Consider the following 21,327-nt stretch of genomic DNA (forward strand, 5'->3'; position numbering starts at 1 on the left):
GTAATTCATTTATTTAAACTGCCAATAATTTTATTATGGGTTATGTAAAGGCAAAAATGTACTTCTAAATTTTAATATTAAAGGCAAACCTCTTGCTAAAATCCAAAGTGTAAAAGCAATCCATATGGCCACCAACTTATAGTCTAACCAATCAAAAAACAGTAAAGTTGGTATAAAAACCAAACCAGTTGATAGAATCAATACGTTTCGTAAATACTTCATAAAACCCATTCCTTTAAACATTCCATCAAAAATAAAGGTTATGGCACTAATAGGTTGTGTTAACAAAACAATCCAAAAAACGTGATTAAATTGTTCTAATACATCTGCTTCTTTTGTAAAAATTGCTCCTATAAAATTGTAGAAAATAAAGCCTACTATAGCAATTATACAGCCCATAATTAAACCGTATTTAAACAGTTTTTTACTTAAAACTACCAAAGTTCTATATTCTTTTGCACCTAATAATTTGCCTGATAAAATATTACCAGCACTAGAATATCCGTCAACCATAAAGGCGCCTAACAACCAAATGTTAATACCTATTGTGTATGCAGCAATATAAGCTGCGCCATAATCTGTAGCGTAAGAAGTTGCAAAATATAATGCCGTATTTAAAGCAATTGTTCTAATAAATAGGTTTCCTATCATACCTAATAATCTTGGAATTTCTTGGTGGAATGATTGCCCTAATTTTAAAGAAATCGTTGTTTTTTTAAGCAACAAAACCAAAGCAATTAAAGCCATAGTAATTTGAGCCATAACACTAGCATAAGCAGCACCTTCTATATGCATTGCAGGCACAAAACCTTCAACTCCATAAACCAAAATAATATCTAAAATAATATTTAATGATGCACCTATTAGGGCAATAATCATAGGGTAAAAAGTATTTTGTAAGCCTCTAAAAACCCCAAAAACAGAAAATACAAATAATGAAAATGGAAACCCAAAAATTCGGATTTTAAAGTAACTAACACAGTACGCCAAAACATCGCCAGAAGCATTATAAAACTGAAAAATCTGTTTTGCAAATGGATATGAAATTGCCAATATCAAAATACTTCCAAACACCACAATTACAATAGCTTGTGCTGGTAATGTTTTAATATCATTTAATTTATCAGCACCTATATATTGCGATATTATTGAAGAAATAGCACTTCTTATTTGCCCAAATACCCAGATTAACATAGAAATATAAGCACCAACAATACCCACAGCTGCTAAACTTTCTGTAGCATTTAACTTAATATTTCCAATTATTGCTGTGTCTGTTATCGATAACAAAGGTTCTGCAATGCCAGCTATTAAAGCAGGTATTGCTAATTTATTAATGCGCTTTAAACTAATATCAGTTTTCAAATTACATATTTTTGCAAAGGTACACCTCTAAAAAAGGTGCACAAACTGTTCTGTAATAAAGAAATTGTAAGCTAACAATTAATTTACCTTATCTATAAAAATCGGTCTTAGAATTGGTTCTTTTTGGTTTATAATATGATAAAAGCTGTTAGAATACAATGTGCTGATAAAAATAAAACTATACTTTTTACGCTAACATAGCAGCGCTTCTTAACTAAGTTTTTATTAAAAAATTAGTAACTTTGTAGCCACAAAAACAACAAATCATGCAGAACATTTTAGTACCTATTGGATTTACAGAAAGCGCGCAAAACACCTTACAGTTTGCTATTGATTTTGCCTCAGAAATTGATGCAAAGATTTTTGTTTTTAGAGCGTATAGTGCACAATCTAAAGCTGGCACAATGATTAATATTGATAGTATTATAGAGCGTGAAACCAATTTGTATTTAAGAACTATGGTAAAGGCTGTAGATACAAAAAATGTGGATGTAAAACTGATTGCTGCAAAAGGTGGAGTTATAGATAGTGTTTTAGGTATTGATGATGATTTAGGTATTGATTTAATTATTGTTGGTGCAAAAAGTAATTCTATTAAAGAAGAACTTTTTTTAGGAAGAACTGCTGGTAGTTTAGTAAAACAAACAGATATTGCTGTTTTAACTGTTCCAGAAAATTATAAATACGCACCTTTAGAAAATGTGTTAATGGCTTTTAAATCTGGAGTTATTAAAAGTAAAAATGTGTTAAAACCGATTCAGTTTATTGTTGAAAAATTTAATACACGAGTGAATTTACTTTTGGTAAAGACACCAGAATATACCCAAGAAGATTTAGTGATTGACCAAAATTTAAAACAGTTACAATCAACATTAACAGTTACTGAAAATTCAACTACTTTTCAAGGCGTTTTAGAACATATTAAAACACACAATCCAGATATGTTATGTGTTTTTAGACGAAAAAGAGGTTTTTTTAAGAAACTTTGGGAAAAAAATACAGTACTTAAAGAAGAGTTTTTTGCAAATGTGCCTTTATTGATTTTAAAAGGGAAGTAAATTAAATTCTGGTTACTTTATTTCTTTAAAGGTTAAGGGTTCTAAAAAATCCCAACCAACTATACAAGTATATTTTGTTGGGCTAAAACTAGAAACGATATTATAATCAAAATCTGGTACTATTTCAACTAAAGGAACTAGTATAAAAACCAATACAAGAAAAATTGACATTAGTTTTACAGATGGTGTTTGCGTATCTGTTTCTTGATACTTAAAGTTAATTTGGTCAAAATTATTGTGCATAGATTAAATATAGTAAAAAATGTGTTTGAAATCTAGTACTTTAAATCTGCAGGTTCATTAAAAGCAATTTCAGGATTGTAAATTTCTTTAATGTAAACTTTTAATTCTTCTATAAATTCGTCTAATTTTTCTTGAGTAATATCTGTATCAGGATTTCTATAATTTGAAGAGAAATTGATAGATAAGAATCCTTCCTTTAGGTTTTTAAATGAATAAATCCCAGCTTTTAATTTCTTAGAAAAATCGAATTTTTTGTTTTGCGTAAATAAATACGCATACAATAAAACCTGAATGGCTTTGTACTGATCTTTAACTCTAAGTTGTTCAAAATCCAACACTTTTAATTCGGTGCCTTTTACCATCCCAGATTTGTAATCTATAATTCTAATTTGTCCATTCAACTCATCTACTCTATCTACGTTTCCATGGATTTTAACAGGAAAATCAAAACCATCAATTTCTATTTCAGCAGCTAAATTCTCTTCAGTTGCAATAATTTTTAATTGATTTTTTTCATCCTTTAACAAAACCTTCTCTTTTGCTAAAAAATTTACTACAAAACGGTTGGCAACTTCAAAAATTAATCGGTTTTTTCCTGTAGAAATATCACCATTTTTAAAATGGATTTTAAAATGCTTTAGCACCAAATCTTTAGCACTCTGTTCCATTTTTTTTATATCATAAAACTTTAAAAAACGGCCAACAAAAGGTTTGTACAATTCGTCTAAAGTTTCATGAACAACAGTTCCTAAAGTATTGTATGCCACAGTTTCTTCTACATCATCAAATTCTTTAATTCTTAAAATTTTCTGCTTATAAAATGCAATTGGGTTGTGTAAATAATTGGTTAAAGATGATGGCGAAAAACCTTTTTGAGCTAACTCTTGCAATCGTTCAAAAACCATGGTATTCTTTGAAATTTTCTTTAACTCAATTTTTTGAGGCAATACTTTAGGTGATACAATTTTCTGAACAATATCGGTTCGCATCATTTCTAGTTGCGTTACAAAGCGGCTTTTTTCGCCACTTCCAAAAACGTCGTGTTCTGTATTGTACAAAATATATACGTTTTTGGCCCTTTGTAACAACCTGAAAAAGTGATACGAAAAAATAGCATCTTTTTCTCTATACGTAGGCAGACCAAACTGCACTTTTACATCAAAAGGAATAAAAGAATTTTGCTGACTATTGGCTGGTAAAACACCCTCATTTGCAGATACTAAAATAATGTTTTCAAAGTCTAAAACTCTTGTTTCTAGCATCCCCATTAATTGTAAACCTTTTAAGGGTTCTCCTTGAAAAGACAAACTTTCTGAACCAATTAATTGTCTAAAAAAATGGGCTAGTGTTTTTAAATCTATAAAATATTCAAACTCACCTTGCAGTGTTTTGAGTTGTGTAAAAGTAGTATAAAAACGAAATAAATACTCTTTTTCTAGCGCATTTACGCTATCCTTTAACCAATCAATTAAAGCCAAAATGGTATCAATAAATTCAGTAACTGTATCAAAAGGTTTAAAAAGATTTGCAATTACTTTTTGTGTTTTTGGTTCTGCTGATTTTAAAAGTTGATGAATATGATTTTCATTAATAAAAGTTTGGTTCTCTTTGGCAATTTGAGCAGTAAAATCATCAATTCCTTCCAAAAAACCATAAATCAATTGATGTTTAAAAAAACGATTTATATCCTTGTAATAAAATTCATTTGTAATACTTTTTTTCAGCTTTTCTTGAGAAATAAATAGTTGAAAAATGGCAAATAATAAGCCTGTTGTTGGAACATCTTTTAGCGGATATCCCATTGTAATATTAATATTGTTGATATTTTTTGGCAACGAGTTTAAACTGATAGGCAGCAACGTTTCGTCTGCCAAAACCAATGCTGTGTGATTTACATTTGATTTTTGCTGTAAAATTTCGCCAATATATTTTATTTGTGTGGTATTTTTAGCAGCACCAATTACTTGTATTTCTTTGGGTTTAGAAAACGTATTTCCTAATGTTTTTAACTTATTCTTTTCATAATATTTCCACTCATTTTTATACTTTCTAATAAATTTTCCTGCTTGATGATTAGAGTTGAAAAAAGTTTCATCTAAATCCCAATACACCTCAGCGTTTCCGCTTTCTAAAACCTTTTGGAACAAGAGTTCTTCTGCTTTATTTAATGCATTAAAACCAATAAAAAATAATTTTTTATGTGTGTATTTTTCTAAATAAGCGTCAATTTTTTTTGTCGATTCTTTGTATAAAACACCCTGATAACCGATATTTTTCTTCTGTAAAAATTGATAAAAAGCATTGTAATAACTATTCAGTTTTTCTAAAAACGAATTGTGATCTCTTATCAATTCGGTTTCTTTAAATGTGCCTTTTACAGACCATTTGCGCAAGCGCTCAATATCTCTTAAATAAATAAAAATATCTTTGGTGTCTATTAAATGTTGATCAATTTCATTAAAATCTTGCAACACTGTTATTGCCCAAGCAGCAAAAACATCAAACGAATCTGGATTTTTTTCAATATGCTTATAAATGCTATAAAAATGGAATAATAACTGAACGCTATCTGCTTTTTCTACACCCGAAACTTGTTGAATAAACTGCTCTATATTTAGCATTTCTGGTAAGAAACCAACTGCTATTTTATTTTTAAATTCTTGTTTTACAAATACTTTTGCTCTTTGTGAAGGCAGTATAAAAATTACATCTTCAAAAGAAGTTGTGGTGCGTAAAATATCGTCTATAGTTTCAGAAATAAAAGATTGCATGGCCATTTTTTGGTTTTCTAAATTACAAAAACTTACTTTTATAGTTGTTTAATCTTAATAATATTTTTGATGCAAAATGAATTACAAATTGCTGGAATTCAAGCGGATTTAGTTTGGGAGCATCCGCAGGAAAATCGCAACTTTTTTGAAGACAAAATAGGTGCTCTATCTAAAGATATTGATGTAGTGGTTCTACCTGAAATGTTTACTACAGGATTTACAATGCAGCCTAAAAATGTGGCTGAATCTATGGATGGTATTACAATACTTTGGATGAAAAAACTGGCTGCTAAACACCAAATTGCAATTACGGGTAGTTTGGTCATAGAAGATGACAATCGCTTTTACAATCGTTTGGTATTTGTGCATCCTTCAGGAAAAATAGATACTTATGATAAAAGACATTCTTTTACCTTAGCTGGTGAAGACAAAGTTTATACTTCTGGCACTAAACTGTTGATTGTTAATTACAAAGGATGGAAAATTTGCCCATTGATTTGTTATGATTTACGATTTCCTGTTTGGGCTAGAAATACCGAAAACTACGATCTTTTAATTTATATGGCAAACTGGCCAATAAAAAGAATTAAAGCTTGGAATACGCTTTTAAAAGCGCGTGCAATAGAAAATATGAGTTATGCTATTGGTGTAAATAGAACTGGTACTGATGCAAATAATTATGCCTATTCTGGAAATTCTGTAATTATTGATTCTTTGGGTGATGAAATTTCTTACTTACCTAAAAATGAAATCGGGATTATTGAAGCGACTTTAATAAAAAGCAATCAGCAAAAAATTAGAGAAAAATTGGGATTTTTGAATGATAAAGATGATTTTAATATTCTTCTTTAAAATGATAGAATAACTTAAATAGTTTATAAAAAAAAAGACCCTTCAGGTTTTGAAAACCTGAAGGGTCTTTTTTTTTGTTTTTGAATTCTAATACAAACTAAAAAATAAATATTTTTTCTGAAACTAACTGAAATCAGCAAACAAGTTTAGCCCTGATTGCAACGACATCCTTTTTTGATTTTCGCAAAAAAGATATAGTGGAAAGCAGGAAATAGCTTCTAAAACTAACTAGGTTGTAACATCCACTTAAACTGAAATTCTGTATCTGGCACTTTAATGCGCTCTGTAATTCTGTACATTCTGTCTGGCAATCTCATTAAAAAATCGCGTGCTTTTTCTGCTTCTGGAGTTAGATTTGTAATTTTATCAATCTCCCACATTGTATTCAATTTTTGTAAAATATCTACATAATCGAAACCTGTATACACCCCTATTCTTTGAGCTACTGTAGAAAAATCATCAAATAAAGATCCTTTTTCTCCAAAAGATTCGCGTAAATGCATTGCTGGCATTACGATTTTATGTTTCATCATATGTTGAAAAGCCAACATCATTTCACTGGGATCAATCTTAAAAATTTCTTTAACAAAATGAGCATACGCTTGGTGATGACGCATTTCATCACCAGCAATAATTTTAGACATTTTAGCTAAAGCTTTATGTCCTTTTTTACGTGCTATTTTAGCTACATTGTTATGAGAAATATAGGTTGCTAATTCTTGAAAAGTAGTATACACAAAGTTTTTATAAGGATCTGTTGATGTACCAATATCAAAACCATCTGTAATTAAATGTTGTGTAGTTATTTCTACTTCGCGCATGTTTACACGCCCAGATAAATACAAGTACTTGTTTAAAACATCTCCATGTCTGTTTTCTTCTGCGGTCCAAGTTCTTACCCATTTAGCCCAACTGTTGTCTGGATCTTGAGAAACGCCATCTAAATCTAACAACCAAGATTCGTAAGTAGGTAAAGCTTCTTCTGTAATGGTATCACCTACTAAAACTACCCAAAAATCGTCGTGTAATTCTTTAGATATTTCTCTAATTTCCTCAACCTCATTCATAAAAGAATCTGCTTGAGAATTAGGTAAAAAATCTGTGGGTTGCCAAATTTTTTCTGCAGGAATTAAATAAGTATCCATAAAGTGCTGCATCTTTTTTTCTAAAGTTAGCATCACTTCTTTTCTTACGTTATAAATAGACATAATTTTATTTTATATGTTTTGTAATTACTGATTCTGTTTTTTCTAACAATTCATTAAAAGGCATTGAATCAATTTTTATCGGTTCGTGTGTAATAATGGTAATAGGACTTCCTAAACCTAAAGGAAATTTTCCATATTTAAAAACTTTCCAGGAATTATTTATGGTTAAAGGCACTACATATCCATCTTTATTGAACTTTGTAATGACTTTTAATCCATTTGAAGCGAATTTTTTTGGTTTTCCTGTTCTACTTCTTGTTCCTTCAGGAAAAATTGCTGCTCCCCATTTATTTTTATTGATTTTTTTCGAAAATTCTATAAGTGCTCCAATCGCTTGTTTGGGATCTTTTCTATTGATTAGTGCTGCACCACCTTTTCTTAAATTATAAGAAATACTTGGTATCCCTTTACCTAATTCAATTTTTGATACAAATTTTGGATTATATTTTCTAAAATACCAACCAATTGGAGGAATATCAAATGTTGCTTGATGGTTAGAAACAAATATTAGAGAGGTGTTTTCAGGTAATTTATGTTTATTTTTTAATCTTACTGATACCCCTATAATTAACATAGATCTCATTAAAGTCAAATTTAAAAGAGCTACCACTTTTGAGTGACCTTTGATACCAAATAAATTAAAACTTAACCATTGTAAAGGATGAAAAACTACTAATAACCCAACAAACACCAATGCAAATATTGGCGATAATATGTAACTGATAATTTTCATTAATTAAACCAATTACTCCAAGGAATTCTTGAAAGAATAAATAATAAGCCTAAGCCATAAAAAATAGCAAACGTTTTAAACTTTGCGCCACTTTCAGTTTTCTTTTTATGTTTAGACCAACCAATGGTAATTAATACAATTGCTAAAATCATCATAATTGGATGCTCTACAGCTAATAACCTTGTTGCTTTATCAGCCATAACTTCACTACCGTTGTTTTTTAGGGCTTTATACCAAGGAGACATAAAATACCAAGCTAAACCTATTAATAATTGAATATGAGACACGATAAGCGTGAATAAGCCAATACGTAAATCTTTATCTGTAAATTGTTTTTTTTGTGTTAAACCAATTATTGCGTTTACCACAGCAAAAATGAGTATGGCTAATACCAAATAAGCCCAATATGAGTGAATATCTTTTAACATAATTAAAATATTTAATACCGTAAAAATACAATATAATGTATAAAAAGAAGTCGTCTAAAATATAATTTTTAGACGACTTCTTTTAAAATTTATGAACCTTTTAACTCGTAAAAAGTCTTTTACGCTAAGCTAACTCTTTAATAATTGTGCATTTTGATAATTTGACTTCACCTACGCTTCGTCTAATTGTTCAAGGCTTCTACTTTTTTTGAAAATTTGACTTCACCTACGTTTCGTCTAATTGTTCAATGCTTCTGCACCACCAACAATTTCTAAAATTTCGTTGGTAATTGCTGCCTGACGTGCTTTGTTGTATGTTAACAATAATTCGTCTCTTAACTCGCCTGCATTATCAGTTGCTTTATGCATTGCTGTCATACGTGCACCATGTTCTGAAGCAAAGCTATCTCTAATACCTTTGTACAATTGTGTTTTTAAAGATTTAGGTATCAATGCTTCTACGATTTCTACTTTTGATGGTTCAAAAATATAATCAGAATTGGTAATTGCCTCTCCTCCTTCTATCGGTTTAATTGGTAAAAACTGCTCTACTTGTGGAATTTGAGTAGCTGCATTTTTAAATTGGTTATACACCAATTCAATTTTATCATAACTACCATCTGCATATAAACTCATTAAATTCTCTGCAATAACAGCAACGTTATCAAAAGTTAAATCATCAAAAATATCGTTTCTTGTATTTATAATGTTAAACTCTTTACCTAATGTATCTGCTCCTTTTTTACCAATAGCAAAAATATCTACAGTTTTATCAGCATATTTTTCTGCAACAGTTTTAATTACTTCTTTAGAAATGGATGAATTAAAACCACCACACAAACCTCTGTTTGATGTTACTACAACTAATAATACTTTAGATACTTCTCTTTCTGTAGAATATGCCCCACCAGTATCACCATCTAAAGTTGCACTTAAATTTTGCAATAATTCTGTAAGTTTAGAAGAATAAGGACGCATTGCAGTAATTGCGTCTTGTGCTTTTTTCAACTTCGCAGCAGATACCATCTTCATTGCAGAAGTAATCTGCATAGTAGATTTAATTGAGGTAATTCTGTTACGTATTTCTTTTAAGTTTGCCATTTTCTAGTATTTAGCTATTAGTCTTTAGTAGTTAGTTTACATCAATTGTTTCTTTTGATGTCTACCGTCTACAAACCTAATGTCTAATTAAAATGTTTAGATATTTCTGCTGCTGCTGCTTCTAAAGTAGCAGTAACTTCTGGAGTTAATTTACCAGATTTTAATATATCTAAGGTATCTCTATGCTTTGCATTTAAATAATCGATATAATCTTTCTCAAATTTCTTTACCTCATTTACAGGAACATCTTTTAATAAGTTCTTAGAACCCGCATAAATGATTGCGATTTGATCTTCTACAGTAAATGGATCATTTTGAGCTTGTTTCAAAATTTCAACATTACGTTGTCCTTTAGAAATTACATTCATTGTAGCTGCATCTAAATCAGAACCAAATTTTGCGAATGCTTCTAATTCTCTAAACTGTGCTTGATCTAATTTTAAAGTACCAGATACCTTTTTCATAGATTTAATCTGTGCATTACCTCCAACACGAGATACAGAAATACCTACGTTAATTGCTGGACGAACCCCAGAGTTAAATAAATCTCCATCTAAGAAAATTTGTCCATCAGTAATCGAAATTACGTTTGTTGGAATATATGCTGACACATCTCCTGCTTGTGTTTCAATAATTGGTAAAGCCGTTAATGAACCTCCACCTTTTACGATACCTTTTAAAGTATCTGGTAAATCATTCATTTCGCTTGCAATTTTATCATCATTAATCACTTTTGCAGCACGCTCTAATAATCTTGAGTGTAAATAAAATACATCACCAGGATAAGCCTCACGCCCTGGAGGTCTTCTTAATAATAAAGAAATTTCACGGTATGCAACAGCTTGTTTTGATAAATCATCATAAATGATTAAAGCTGGCCTACCTGTATCTCTAAAATACTCTCCAATTGCAGCTCCTGCAAATGGTGCATAAACTTGCATTGCTGCAGGATCTGATGCATTTGCAGCAACAATTGTAGTGTATGCTAATGCCCCTCTTTCTTCTAACATATTTGCAATAGCAGCTACTGTAGATGCTTTTTGCCCTACTGCAACATAAATACAATACACTGGGTTTCCAGCATCATAAAATTCTTTTTGATTTAAGATGGTATCTAAAGCAACTGTAGATTTACCTGTTTGACGGTCTCCAATAATCAACTCACGTTGACCTCTACCCACAGGAATCATTGCATCAATAGATTTAATACCAGTTTGCAATGGCTCAGTTACTGGCTCTCTATAGATAACACCAGGAGCTCTACGCTCTAATGGCATTTCGTAAGTAGTTCCAGAAATTGGACCTTTTCCATCTATTGGACTACCTAATGTATCTACAACTCTACCTACAATTCCTTCACCTGCTCTTAAAGAAGCAATTCTTTCTGTTCTTTTAACAGTAGAACCCTCTCTTACAGAAGTTGAAGCACCTAATAATACAACACCTGCATTATCTTCTTCTAAGTTTAAAACAATACCTTCTAAGCCGTTATCGAACTCTACTAACTCTCCATATTGAACGTTAGACAATCCGTAAACACGAGCAATACCATCACCTACTTGTAATACTGTCCCTACTTCGCTTAATGAAGCTTGTGCCTCAAAATTAGTTAATTGTTCTTTTAAAATTGCTGATACTTCAGCTGGTTTAATACTTGCCATCTTATTTTAGTTTTTAGCTTTTGGCTGCTAGCTTTTAGCTATTTACTTTTAATTTTAATTTGCTTTAACATATGGCTGATTGCCATAAGTAAAAAGCTGACTATATTTTAGGAACGTAATGACTGTTGTCGAATTCCTTTTTTAATTCATTTAAATAATTTGAGATACTAGCATCATATTGCACATCTCCTACACGTAAAATAAATCCACCTAAAATATCTGGATTTATAACATTTTCTAAGTTTGCTTTTTCACCTGTTAACGCTTCTATTTTTGCCAAAACTTTTTGTTCAATTTCGGCAGTAATAGGCACAGCAGTTGTAACTTTTGCAACTTGAATATGATGATAATAATCGTAAATGATAGTGTATTGCTTAGCAATAGCCTCTAACATAGATATTCTTTTATTTTCTTGCAATAAATTAAAAAGTCCTAGAGTAATGTTGTTTACTTGACTAGAAAAAGTGGCTGTTAAAACATTTATTTTATCTGCAGACTTAATAATAGGACTTTGTAAAGCGACAGCAAGTTCAGGGTTTTCTGAAATTGTTGAAGCAATTAATTGCATATCTGTATTTACAGCAGAATCTTCTTTAGAATCTTTTGCAAGATTTAAGATTGCTTTTGCGTAACGTAATGCTGCTCTTGCGTCTTTCATACAACTAGTTTAACTCAACTTCTTTTAAAATGCCTTCAACCAAGCTTAACTGATCTGCTTTATTAGACAATTCTTTTTTAATAACAGACTCTGCAATACCAATTGATAATTCTGCAACATTCTTTTTCAATTCTGCTAATGCAGCTTGTTTTTCTTGTTGAATAGAAGCCTGTGCAGTTTCAATTAATTTTGTTGTAACCTCTTTTGCATCTTCTTTTGCTTCAGCAATAATCTTATCGCTAATTGCTCTAGCTTCTTTCATCATTGCTTCTCTTTCTGTTCTTGCCTCTTTTGCCAATCTTTCATTATCCGCAGTTAAATTTTGCATTTCTTTACGCGCATTTTCTGCTGCTGCTAATGCTTCTTCAATTCCAGATTCTCTTTCTTCTAAAGAATTTAAAATTGGTTTCCAAGCAAACTTTACCATTAAACCAATTAAGGCTAACAATAAGATTGTTGAGACTACAAATAATCCTGGTGAAAAATCGTTTAATAAAGTTTCCATTCTATAAACTAATTATATATATTTTTTTCTTTTTGTTTAATTTAAAAAAACTTTTGTTCCTTTAAAATTGTTCTTCCTGTGGAAACAGGAACCTAAAAACACATTCTGTAACCAACCGTTACAGAATTGTGCTTTTTGTTTTTGTTTGGATTATTTTCCTAAGAATAATGCACCAAATGCTAAACCTTCTAATAATGCAGCGATAATAATCATTGCTGTTTGGATTTTTCCAGTTGCTTCTGGTTGACGAGCAATACCTTCCATTGCTTTTCCACCAATTTGACCTAATCCAATTCCTGCTCCGATTACGATTAATCCTGCTCCAATTAAATTGTACATAATAAATGTATTTATATTAAATTAAACAAATTTGTATTAATGAGCTTCTGCATGATCTTCTACTGCCATACCAATAAATAATGCTGAAAGCATTGTAAAGATATACGCTTGTAAGAACGCTACTAAAACCTCAATTAATGTTATAAAAAATGATAATACTAAAGACAATCCTGTTGCACCCACAACCCCTAAAGATTCTTTTAAGGTGAACATAATTGCAATTAAGCTCATTACCACAATATGACCTGCTGATATATTTGCAAACAAACGCACTAATAATGAAAATGGTTTAATTAATAAAGCACCAGCCAATTCTATAATTGCTAAAACTGGGCGAATTAACACAGGAACTCCTGGCATCCATATCATATGCATCCAATATCCTTTTGTACCACTTACCGAATAAATTACCAAAGTAAAAATTGCTAAACATGCTGTTACTGCTAACTGACCTGTAACATTAAAACCTAATGGTGTTAAACCTGCTAAATTTAAAACCCAAATAAAGAAAAATACAGTTAACAAATAACCTGTAAATCTTCTGTAATGTTTATCACCAATATTAGGTCTTGCAATTTCATCTCTAACATATAAAACCAAAGGCTCTAAAACTCTTGCGAAACCTGTTGGTACTTTTTTTGTTTTATATTGGTTTGCCAATCTTGAAAACCAAAACAACAATAAAAATCCTATCAATAAAATACCAACAACACTTTTTGTGATTGAAAAATCTAAAACTTTATGCCCGTTTGTTGGATGATGATCTGCATCAAAATTAATTGATGAAGCATTTGCATCTAATTCGTAAATTTTAGAATGTACTTTCGCGAATTTAGCGCCGTTTTTCTCTACAATTACGTGCCCATCATCATTATGATGAAACTCTGAAGACATAAAAGTTACCAAACCTTGACTTGACCATAAAATTACTGGAAGTGGAAACCCTCGATGATGTCTTTTGCCATCATCACCAGTGTAAGAATAGAATGAAAAATCGTGAGAATCTTTAATGTGATGTAGAATATAAGCCTCTACCTCTTCTTTCGTATTTACGCGACCACCATCATTTTGGTTGTCGTGTTTTTTATCTGTACCAGAAGCAAAAATAGTCGCTGAGAATAGTGCTAGGAATGCTATTGTAAGAAATTTGATTGGTTTTTGTGCAATCTTCATGGTAAAAATACGCTTTCTAAATTCGGCGCAAAGATATGCAATATTTCAGAACCACAAACCATTTTTTAAAGAATTGTTAATTATTGCTTTTTCATTAAAATTTTAGCCACAAAAATAGCTTCTGTTAATAAAAATATAATTGCGGGTATAAAAAGTGCTATTCTGGAGTTAAAAGACAAGTCATCCTTTGTAAATATTGGGTTATAGAAGACGATACATAAAAGCACTATTTTTAAAACTATGGTTGCTAAGTAAATAAAACCTAGTTGTTCAAAAATTTTATCAACAATTGAAAAGAGTAAAAAATTAGTACAGATTAGCAACGAAAAACCGAGGTGAAAAAGGTACACTTTTTTTAATGAAAATGGTAAAATTATGTGTTGATTTTGTATATAATTATCATGTAAAAAAAAGCTTACAAAAAATATTGTAAAAAACACCAAGGTGTATAACAGAATACTTTTAATCATTAATTCTATTGGCTTGTTTTATTAAAGAATACATGGCTAAGAAAATAGCTAAAAGTGTAATGGTTTCTTTTAAAAAATGAGTATTGAAACTAGCATCTAACCATTTGCCAAATAAAAACCCCAAATAAATGGTTAAACCCATTTGTAAACCTGCACCAGAAAGTTGTAATGCTTTATTTAAAGGCTTTTTTTTCTCTTTTTTGGTTTTTTGAATTTTCGGCTGATTGTTTTCCATTTTCTAAGTTTAGAACTTTTGGTGCTACTTTCATTGCACAAGACGCATTAAATGTTGCTCCTGGCTCTACAGATAGTTTACCCACAATAACATCACCAGAAATATTTGCTGATGTTTTAATGGTTAAGATATTTTCTACATTTAATGTTCCAGAAAATGTGCCTTCTATATCTGTATTATGCGCATTGATATTTCCGTTAACAACACCTCCAGAACCAATAATAACTCTACCTTTTGTAGTTAAATCACCTTCTAAAAGACCATCAATTCTGTAATCGCCTTCTGAAATAATTTCTCCTTTTATTTTAGTGTTTTTTGCAATAACGTTTCTTTCCATTGTTCTTCAGGTTTTAATAATAAGGTGATTATTTTTCTAATCGTGCTACAATTTCTCTAGCTTTTTTTCCTTCTTCTGTATTTCCATAACTCACAGCAACAAACTCTAAAGCTGTTTTATAAGCTTCTTTATCTTTAAACTTTCCGATAGCAAAGGCTTTTAATAATTCGAATTTTGGTAATAAATCAGAATTTAGGATTGTTGGTAAAAATTCATCAACCTTAGTGATTGTTTCCTCAAATTTATCATCTTTATATAGGTAGTATATTTCTTTATACACTTTTTCTACTTCAGTTACCTCAACTTGGTTTTCTTCAAGAATGGCATCTGGATTTAGAATAATTTGAGCGAACTTTGTATCAGCATAATCTTTTAAAATTACATTCTTAAATTTATCAGCTTGATCAACATCTCCCAAATTGGTATAAATTTGATACAAATGCCAATTTATAGGTAATATTAATTCTTTTTCGGGTTGTAAACCTGCCACTCTTTCTAATCGTTCTTTGGCCAAATTTTGATTTTTGAACTGCTCTTTATAAATCAACCCTAATTCGTACAACGCTTGATTTCTCTGTATTTTTAAACTATCAATTACATTTTCATCTGTAGGTATTGCACTCAAATAAGTATCTAAATCGTACTTTGAATTGGTTTTAGTAACTTTTGCAGAATCTTGTACAGCATTACCAATGGTTGCTTTTTCTGCCCATCTCCAATTATCTTCTAACTTTCTTGTTCCCCAAATTTTTTGAAATTCGGCTTTACCAAAACTTAGAGATTGGTTGTTATAAAAATACCAATTTCCTTTATCTGCGCCAGACAAACCTCCACCTGTATTGCCAAATGCCAATTGATTTAAACGCAATTGCGCTGCATCTTCATCGGCTTTTTTAAGTTTAGTTATGTAGTTTTTGAAAAAATCTTTTTGTTGATCTTCAGACATTAACGCCAAACTAACAATACTATCGTTTACAGTAACAACCTCTTCGAATTTAATGAGTGCTGCTAAATTTCTGTGTTTTCTTTTGATACGCCTGATTCTTAAATTCAAGGTATCTTTTGCAATCTGTAATACACTATCGTAATACGCACTTGCTTTTTGGTAGGCATCTGCTTTAAAAGATAAATTACCTAATTTTTCATAAGTAAACGTCTTTTGCTTATCGCCTGCATCTTTTGCTCTTAAAGATTTATTATAATTATCAATAGCCAACTGAATACTATCCTTATTTTGATGTAACACACCTATTTGATAATATAAACCATCTAAATACGGCCTGTTTTCTCTAATTTTTATGAGCTCTTTTAATCTTTCTAAAACCAAGGCTGCAGTAGAATCATTAGGTGCATTTTTCGCCAATTCTATATTTGCACGAATTTTATATTTGTATGGTGCTTTTTTAAAGTTTGCTAATTTTTGAAACACCATAGTTGCAGAATCTTTTTTATTTTCTTTACTATACATTTGCCCTAAAACAAAAAGGTTTCTTGCTGCTTGTGCTCGGTTTTTTAACGTTCTTGTGGCTAGTTGTAAATGCTTTTTGGCTTTTTGCAAACTATCTACTTTCACATAAGCCATTGCAAGTGCTGTATTGCCTAATTCTTTTATTTCATCTGGTAAGTTAGCCTCTAAAGTATCTCTAACAACTAGCAATAATTTTAGTGTTTCTACAGCTCTTTCTTCATTATCCATTCTAATTGCCGCTTTTGCACGCCAAATTTTAGTTTCTGCAATTAAATTTGCGTTTGGATAATTTGCAATAACATAATTAAAAGCCTCAACAGCAGGTACAAAACGTTGTGAATAATAGCGAGATTTGCCTAACAACAAATACGCATCATCAATTTGCCTGTTATGCTCCATACCATCAATATTCATTCCGTGTTTTTGAATGGCTTTTATGGCTTTATCTTCTGCTTTTTCAAAAGTAGTGAGTTCTTTTTTTGTTTCGGAGTTGTTATTTGAGCTACCAAAACCAGCACCAGGACCACTATTATTAAATTTTGGTATGGCTATTTTGTCTTCTTCAAATTGTATCGGTTCTATGGGTAGTTGTTGAAACCAGTCATCTTTATACTGATTATTGATGCCTTCTATGCCTTGCCTAAAAGCTTCTTTACCATTAAATAACACATTGTATTTTGTAGTTAATGCATGGTAATTTCTGCTAATTATAGTATCTTTTTTTGTGCTACAAGCGTATATAGCCAAAGAAGATATAAAAATGATGATTATTTTTTGAGTGTTTTTCACACAGGTAAATCTAAATGAATTATTAATTTAAAAGAGTTAAAAACTCTTATTTAGAACTGATTTACAGCAAAAATAGTATAAATACAGTCTGTAAAAATAATAATAAAATCAAAATAGACTACTTTAATTAAAAAGAGATATGGATTTTACTGAAAATAGGTGTACTATTTGGAGTTTACAACTTTAATATTTTACCATGAATTCACGAGTTTTTGCATTTGGTTGATTGATAAAAAATTGTGAATTCATGGAATTATAAATTCGTTCCTTTGCAGGAATATCTGTTTAATATTAAACCGAAAAGTAACTCTCTAATTCTTTTAAGGTTTCTGCAGAAGTTTCGATATCTTTTACCACAGTTCCTTTATCAAGAACAACAATTCTCTCACAAACTTCGGTTACGTGGGTTAAATCGTGACTAGAAACTAAAACTGTAACTTCTCTATTTTCAGTCAATTCTTTGATAATTTTTTTTAACCTGATTTGCGTTGTAGGATCTAAATTTGCAAAAGGTTCATCTAAAATAACCACTTGAGGATTCCCCATCATTGCAGCAACAATACCTGCTTTCTTTTGATTTCCTTTACTTAAATCTCTTAAATATTTCTTTTTACCAACAATTTCTCCGTTAAAAAACTCATCAAACTGTGCTAAAAATGTTTTTACATCAGCTTTATTCATCCCTCTTAAATCGCCAATAAACTCAAAATATTCATCTGGAGTTAAATAACCTATTAAAAAAGATTCATCAATAAAAGAACCTGTAAAAGATTTCCAATCTTCACTAGTGTTTACTTGAATATCGTGATTTACAATTGCACCTGTTGTTGGTCTAATTAAATCTAATAAAATATTAAAATACGTGGTTTTTCCTGCACCATTATTGCCCACCAAACCAAAACTTTGACCTGTTGGAATTTCTAAAGCATCGATATGTAATACTTCTGCTTTTCCGTATTTTTTTGAAAGTTGCGTAGTTTGTATCATTGTGTTTTTAATTTTCTTGATTAAAAGCGTGAATCATCACGTATTTGTTGTCTATATATTTTTTTGTGATAGAAGCCATTAACTTATTATGTAAAGCAATACCTATAAAGCCCATAATTGCAAGTGTGGCTGTTGCAATTTCGAAACTTACCAACCAATTAATGAGCCCAAAAATTGCCATTGGTAGTAACATTAACGGGAAACCAATGATCCATTGTACTGCGCCTGTTCCTTGAAAATTAAAGGCCGCTTTTTCGTTTAAATTTATTTTTTTTCGATTGAAAGTACCACCATATAAAATGACGTGTGAATTGACTCCTATATTATAAATCATAGCTGCAAAATGAACCAATAATACTTTCCACCCAAAATATACATAAGGAATTCCTAAAACAAAAAGTAAAACCACGCTAATTGTTAAAATCATAAATTTCGATTTTAAATAGCGTTCGTACTTAAAATTCTGACTCATTAACATCTTGTAATATCCACTGTCCCAAGCAGGAATAAATTGCCCAAAATTGATTAATAAAGTTCCTGTTGAAAAAATTCCAACTAAAACATAAATTACCTCAAAATCTTTTAGCGCTGTTTGCGGATAAAAATACAACCCATAAAGTAGACCCAACACAAGCATCCAAATTCCTGATTTTGTGCGTTTGTTACGCCACATTAAACGTAAATCGTTTTTGATAAAGGGTGCTAAATCTCCTAATTTATCCGTAAAAGATAAATCTGCAGAATTAACTTCTTTGGTTTGCTCAGATATCAACACATCTAAATACACCTCGTTTTTGAGTTGTTTGTAATTGATTGCATATAAACCAACTAAAACCACTAAAAAGATAAGTGCTAAAATTGGATTTGCATAAATGGCATCAAAACCTTGCCCAATAAAAGCAGGTAAATTGAACAACTCAAAATATTGTACAAAATAACCACCAATTAAAACAGCTATTAAACCTGCAAAAACGGCATTTTTCTTATTCACTAAAAAATTGAAAAAGTTGGCACACTGAGTTACCAAAATCATTGCTGCTAACCAGCCTAAAACGCCTGAGGCATCGTAACCTTCTTTTATTAAAATAATGGCAAACGGAATGTAAAAAAACAAACCTAAAATATTGAAAAAAGATAATGCCGATTTTCCTAAAATAAAATGAACGATTTTGCTTCTGCTAATTGGTAAAACAAGCATTGGCTTGATGTTCATAACAGGCAATTTCTGCATAATGTACCTGAAAATTAAATCGCCAATAATGGCATACATTAAAAAAGAGTTCACCAGTACTAAAGGATCTTGTTCTGGAAACTGATCTTTTATAATGTAAAATGCACCAATACCTAAAATCAAAAAAGATGCAGCAAAATAAAGTGCAAAAAAACCAATTAGAATTTTTGCGCCAACACTTTTACTAAAAGAAGCAGAACGAAAAAATTGTTTCCATTCTAAATTTAAAAAATGTGAAATCATAATAGTTGGTTTGTTTAGTTGATAATTAGTTGTTTGATTTTGGTTTTTGTTACAAATTTTTAACCATTTTATATTCTGGATAGGTTTCTTGCAATAATTCTTCTGCTTTTTGAGGAATTAAATAATTGGCTACATAAAAAAGAATTAGTAAAAGTGTAGCACAAAATGCAATTAACAATAACCAATTATTATCTAGAGAACTAAAAGAAACTTTGGTTAGATTTACTAAGTTGAAAATATTAACAAAAGTAATACTTGTAAAGCCATTTTTTGTTTGACCAATCATAGCTTCTAACAAGAAAATTTTTTGATTTGTTTGCACTTTCTTTTTTTGTTTTTTTCTTGATTTTGTTTGTTTTATCAAATCAAAAGTCATCAAAACAAAAAGTAATCCTAATAAAATATACTCTGAATATTTAATTTTTAACACTAAAAATAAACTTAAAAAGATGGCAAATGTTGTTACAACTTTAGGCATCGTAAACCATTCTTTAAAAAAACGCCACAATATTTTTCGATAACGTTTGTTCATTTGTTTTTGTTTGGCTTCAATAACATCCATAAAACCAAAAATGCCAAATTTTTTAAAGGATTTGTCTCTGGCTTGTTCAAAAGACAACTTAGGGTGTTCCTCCCAAATATCCTCTATATCATTAGCCAAATGATCTACCAATTCTGTTTGTACGTCATAATGATATACATAATGTTGTCTTGTAAATTTATATAAGTTTTCTATTTGTAAATCTGTAAGTTTCATCAACCAATAATTTTATACAAATTTATATTCTGGATATATTTTTTGGAGTAATACTTCTGCTTTTTTAGGAATAACAATTAATGTTACATAACCAAAAATAATAAGAACAGTAATTAAAAATGCTGAGAATACTTTTCTAAAATCGCCCATCAACAAAAAATCTTTGGTATTATCTGGAAACAAAAAATCATACATATAAAATAGCAACAATGCAGAATTTCCAATTCCGTTTATAGAAATAATGTTTTCAAACATCCATTTTTTACCTGTTTTTTTGGTTTTCTTTTTTAATTTTCTGGTATTTATAAAAATCGTTATCAACTCTAAAACCATTACAAGTCCAAAAATAGAGGCATAAATATGATAGGCAAATGGTACTTTTTGAAGTTGATAAAACCCAACAAAAATTAAAATTGTAAGTATAATTTTAGGAAGTTTAAACCATTCTTTTACAAACTTTAAAATGATTTTAAAGTATTTTTTTGTCATTTGAGATTGTTTCTGTTCTATCACATCCATAAAACCAAAAATGCCAAATTTTTTGAAAGATTTATCTCTTGCTTCTTCAAACGATAATTTTGGATGTTCTTTCCAAATATCTTCAATATCATTGGCTAAATGATCTACCAATTCTGTTTGCACATCATAATACTCTACGTAATGTTTAAGTGTAAATTGGTATAAGTTTTCTATTTGGAGGTTTGTGAGTTTCATA

Annotated in this window: 22 protein-coding genes; 2 read left to right on the forward strand and 20 right to left on the reverse strand. The window is 30.3% G+C overall.

The window, feature by feature from the left end:
- Positions 1–33: 33 nt before the first annotated feature.
- Positions 34–1,365 (reverse strand): MATE family efflux transporter, encoded by a 1,332-nt coding sequence (locus SJY27_RS10520; RefSeq protein WP_397444791.1) that lies wholly within the window; start codon positions 1,363–1,365, stop codon positions 34–36.
- 266 nt (positions 1,366–1,631) lie between these two features.
- On the opposite strand from SJY27_RS10520, the gene SJY27_RS10525 reads away from it, so the two are divergent.
- Positions 1,632–2,423 (forward strand): universal stress protein, encoded by a 792-nt coding sequence (locus SJY27_RS10525; RefSeq protein WP_397444792.1) that lies wholly within the window; start codon positions 1,632–1,634, stop codon positions 2,421–2,423.
- 12 nt (positions 2,424–2,435) lie between these two features.
- On the opposite strand, the gene SJY27_RS10530 is transcribed toward SJY27_RS10525, so the two are convergent.
- Both SJY27_RS10530 and SJY27_RS10535 read right to left on the reverse strand, forming a co-directional pair.
- The gene (locus tag SJY27_RS10530) at positions 2,436–2,666 is read right to left on the reverse strand and encodes a hypothetical protein (protein ID WP_397444793.1); all 231 of its coding nucleotides are present in this window, start codon (positions 2,664–2,666) and stop codon (positions 2,436–2,438) included.
- A 32-nt stretch (positions 2,667–2,698) separates the two neighbouring features.
- Positions 2,699–5,443 carry a PD-(D/E)XK nuclease family protein gene (locus SJY27_RS10535; protein ID WP_397444795.1) on the reverse strand — a complete coding sequence of 915 codons (2,745 nt, stop codon included), beginning with the start codon at positions 5,441–5,443 and terminating at the stop codon, positions 2,699–2,701.
- A 63-nt stretch (positions 5,444–5,506) separates the two neighbouring features.
- Here SJY27_RS10535 and SJY27_RS10540 point away from each other — a divergent pair, with 63 nt between their 5' ends.
- Positions 5,507–6,289 (forward strand): amidohydrolase, encoded by a 783-nt coding sequence (locus SJY27_RS10540; RefSeq protein WP_397444796.1) that lies wholly within the window; start codon positions 5,507–5,509, stop codon positions 6,287–6,289.
- A gap of 224 nt (positions 6,290–6,513) precedes the next feature.
- Here SJY27_RS10540 and SJY27_RS10545 read toward each other — a convergent pair whose 3' ends face one another.
- The 17 genes from SJY27_RS10545 to SJY27_RS10625 form a co-directional block, all read right to left on the reverse strand.
- A complete protein-coding gene (locus SJY27_RS10545) occupies positions 6,514–7,497 on the reverse strand; it encodes an acyl-ACP desaturase (RefSeq protein ID WP_397444797.1) in 984 nt (327 codons plus the stop codon).
- A gap of 4 nt (positions 7,498–7,501) precedes the next feature.
- On the reverse strand, positions 7,502–8,230 hold the full coding sequence (locus SJY27_RS10550; protein ID WP_397444798.1) for a lysophospholipid acyltransferase family protein: 729 nt from the start codon (positions 8,228–8,230) through the stop codon (positions 7,502–7,504).
- A complete protein-coding gene (locus tag SJY27_RS10555) occupies positions 8,230–8,658 on the reverse strand; it encodes a hypothetical protein (RefSeq protein ID WP_397444799.1) in 429 nt (142 codons plus the stop codon). Before SJY27_RS10555 ends, SJY27_RS10550 begins: the two co-directional genes overlap by 1 nt.
- A gap of 237 nt (positions 8,659–8,895) precedes the next feature.
- Positions 8,896–9,759, reverse strand: a complete 864-nt coding sequence (atpG, locus tag SJY27_RS10560) for an ATP synthase F1 subunit gamma (protein ID WP_397444800.1) — start codon at positions 9,757–9,759, stop codon at positions 8,896–8,898.
- 83 nt (positions 9,760–9,842) lie between these two features.
- Positions 9,843–11,420, reverse strand: a complete 1,578-nt coding sequence (atpA, locus tag SJY27_RS10565) for a F0F1 ATP synthase subunit alpha (protein ID WP_397444801.1) — start codon at positions 11,418–11,420, stop codon at positions 9,843–9,845.
- A gap of 100 nt (positions 11,421–11,520) precedes the next feature.
- On the reverse strand, positions 11,521–12,078 hold the full coding sequence (atpH, locus tag SJY27_RS10570; RefSeq protein WP_397444802.1) for an ATP synthase F1 subunit delta: 558 nt from the start codon (positions 12,076–12,078) through the stop codon (positions 11,521–11,523).
- Between the two features lie 4 nt (positions 12,079–12,082).
- Entirely contained in the window at positions 12,083–12,583 is a 501-nt protein-coding gene (locus tag SJY27_RS10575) for a F0F1 ATP synthase subunit B (protein WP_397444803.1), read from the reverse strand.
- A 150-nt stretch (positions 12,584–12,733) separates the two neighbouring features.
- The gene (gene atpE, locus SJY27_RS10580) at positions 12,734–12,922 is read right to left on the reverse strand and encodes an ATP synthase F0 subunit C (RefSeq protein WP_013993139.1); all 189 of its coding nucleotides are present in this window, start codon (positions 12,920–12,922) and stop codon (positions 12,734–12,736) included.
- Between the two features lie 36 nt (positions 12,923–12,958).
- Positions 12,959–14,095 carry a F0F1 ATP synthase subunit A gene (atpB, locus tag SJY27_RS10585; RefSeq protein ID WP_397444804.1) on the reverse strand — a complete coding sequence of 379 codons (1,137 nt, stop codon included), beginning with the start codon at positions 14,093–14,095 and terminating at the stop codon, positions 12,959–12,961.
- 80 nt (positions 14,096–14,175) lie between these two features.
- Entirely contained in the window at positions 14,176–14,565 is a 390-nt protein-coding gene (locus SJY27_RS10590) for a DUF6168 family protein (RefSeq protein ID WP_397444805.1), read from the reverse strand.
- Positions 14,558–14,800, reverse strand: a complete 243-nt coding sequence (locus tag SJY27_RS10595; protein WP_397444806.1) for an AtpZ/AtpI family protein — start codon at positions 14,798–14,800, stop codon at positions 14,558–14,560. The genes SJY27_RS10590 and SJY27_RS10595 overlap by 8 nt, the downstream gene beginning before the upstream one ends.
- Positions 14,739–15,137, reverse strand: a complete 399-nt coding sequence (locus tag SJY27_RS10600; RefSeq protein ID WP_397444807.1) for a polymer-forming cytoskeletal protein — start codon at positions 15,135–15,137, stop codon at positions 14,739–14,741. Before SJY27_RS10600 ends, SJY27_RS10595 begins: the two co-directional genes overlap by 62 nt.
- A 28-nt stretch (positions 15,138–15,165) precedes the next feature.
- On the reverse strand, positions 15,166–17,394 hold the full coding sequence (locus SJY27_RS10605; protein ID WP_397444809.1) for a tetratricopeptide repeat protein: 2,229 nt from the start codon (positions 17,392–17,394) through the stop codon (positions 15,166–15,168).
- Positions 17,395–17,685: 291 nt separating this feature from the next.
- Entirely contained in the window at positions 17,686–18,381 is a 696-nt protein-coding gene (locus SJY27_RS10610) for an ABC transporter ATP-binding protein (RefSeq protein ID WP_397444810.1), read from the reverse strand.
- A gap of 7 nt (positions 18,382–18,388) precedes the next feature.
- Positions 18,389–19,855 carry a DUF5687 family protein gene (locus tag SJY27_RS10615; protein WP_397444812.1) on the reverse strand — a complete coding sequence of 489 codons (1,467 nt, stop codon included), beginning with the start codon at positions 19,853–19,855 and terminating at the stop codon, positions 18,389–18,391.
- Positions 19,856–19,904: 49 nt separating this feature from the next.
- Positions 19,905–20,612, reverse strand: a complete 708-nt coding sequence (locus SJY27_RS10620) for a hypothetical protein (protein WP_397444813.1) — start codon at positions 20,610–20,612, stop codon at positions 19,905–19,907.
- A gap of 12 nt (positions 20,613–20,624) precedes the next feature.
- The gene (locus tag SJY27_RS10625; protein ID WP_397444814.1) at positions 20,625–21,326 is read right to left on the reverse strand and encodes a hypothetical protein; all 702 of its coding nucleotides are present in this window, start codon (positions 21,324–21,326) and stop codon (positions 20,625–20,627) included.
- Between the last annotated feature and the right edge of the window lies 1 nt (position 21,327).

It is taken from the genome of Polaribacter sp. R77954 (assembly GCF_044595335.1).
GTDB lineage: Bacteria > Bacteroidota > Bacteroidia > Flavobacteriales > Flavobacteriaceae > Polaribacter.

Bases quoted from the DNA above. Each gene is read 5' to 3' on its own strand.
- SJY27_RS10595 (WP_397444806.1), bottom strand. From the start codon at position 14,800: ATGGAAAACAATCAGCCGAAAATTCAAAAAACCAAAAAAGAGAAAAAA.
- SJY27_RS10550 (WP_397444798.1), bottom strand. From the start codon at position 8,230: ATGAAAATTATCAGTTACATATTATCGCCAATATTTGCATTGGTGTTT.
- SJY27_RS10555 (WP_397444799.1), bottom strand. From the start codon at position 8,658: ATGTTAAAAGATATTCACTCATATTGGGCTTATTTGGTATTAGCCATA.
- atpH (WP_397444802.1), bottom strand. From the start codon at position 12,078: ATGAAAGACGCAAGAGCAGCATTACGTTACGCAAAAGCAATCTTAAAT.
- SJY27_RS10625 (WP_397444814.1), bottom strand. From the start codon at position 21,326: ATGAAACTCACAAACCTCCAAATAGAAAACTTATACCAATTTACACTT.
- SJY27_RS10610 (WP_397444810.1), bottom strand. From the start codon at position 18,381: ATGATACAAACTACGCAACTTTCAAAAAAATACGGAAAAGCAGAAGTA.
- atpG (WP_397444800.1), bottom strand. From the start codon at position 9,759: ATGGCAAACTTAAAAGAAATACGTAACAGAATTACCTCAATTAAATCT.
- SJY27_RS10545 (WP_397444797.1), bottom strand. From the start codon at position 7,497: ATGTCTATTTATAACGTAAGAAAAGAAGTGATGCTAACTTTAGAAAAA.
- SJY27_RS10535 (WP_397444795.1), bottom strand. From the start codon at position 5,443: ATGGCCATGCAATCTTTTATTTCTGAAACTATAGACGATATTTTACGC.
- SJY27_RS10590 (WP_397444805.1), bottom strand. From the start codon at position 14,565: ATGATTAAAAGTATTCTGTTATACACCTTGGTGTTTTTTACAATATTT.
- SJY27_RS10600 (WP_397444807.1), bottom strand. From the start codon at position 15,137: ATGGAAAGAAACGTTATTGCAAAAAACACTAAAATAAAAGGAGAAATT.
- atpB (WP_397444804.1), bottom strand. From the start codon at position 14,095: ATGAAGATTGCACAAAAACCAATCAAATTTCTTACAATAGCATTCCTA.
- SJY27_RS10530 (WP_397444793.1), bottom strand. From the start codon at position 2,666: ATGCACAATAATTTTGACCAAATTAACTTTAAGTATCAAGAAACAGAT.
- SJY27_RS10615 (WP_397444812.1), bottom strand. From the start codon at position 19,855: ATGATTTCACATTTTTTAAATTTAGAATGGAAACAATTTTTTCGTTCT.
- SJY27_RS10620 (WP_397444813.1), bottom strand. From the start codon at position 20,612: ATGAAACTTACAGATTTACAAATAGAAAACTTATATAAATTTACAAGA.
- SJY27_RS10540 (WP_397444796.1), top strand. From the start codon at position 5,507: ATGCAAAATGAATTACAAATTGCTGGAATTCAAGCGGATTTAGTTTGG.
- atpA (WP_397444801.1), bottom strand. From the start codon at position 11,420: ATGGCAAGTATTAAACCAGCTGAAGTATCAGCAATTTTAAAAGAACAA.
- atpE (WP_013993139.1), bottom strand. From the start codon at position 12,922: ATGTACAATTTAATTGGAGCAGGATTAATCGTAATCGGAGCAGGAATT.
- SJY27_RS10525 (WP_397444792.1), top strand. From the start codon at position 1,632: ATGCAGAACATTTTAGTACCTATTGGATTTACAGAAAGCGCGCAAAAC.
- SJY27_RS10575 (WP_397444803.1), bottom strand. From the start codon at position 12,583: ATGGAAACTTTATTAAACGATTTTTCACCAGGATTATTTGTAGTCTCA.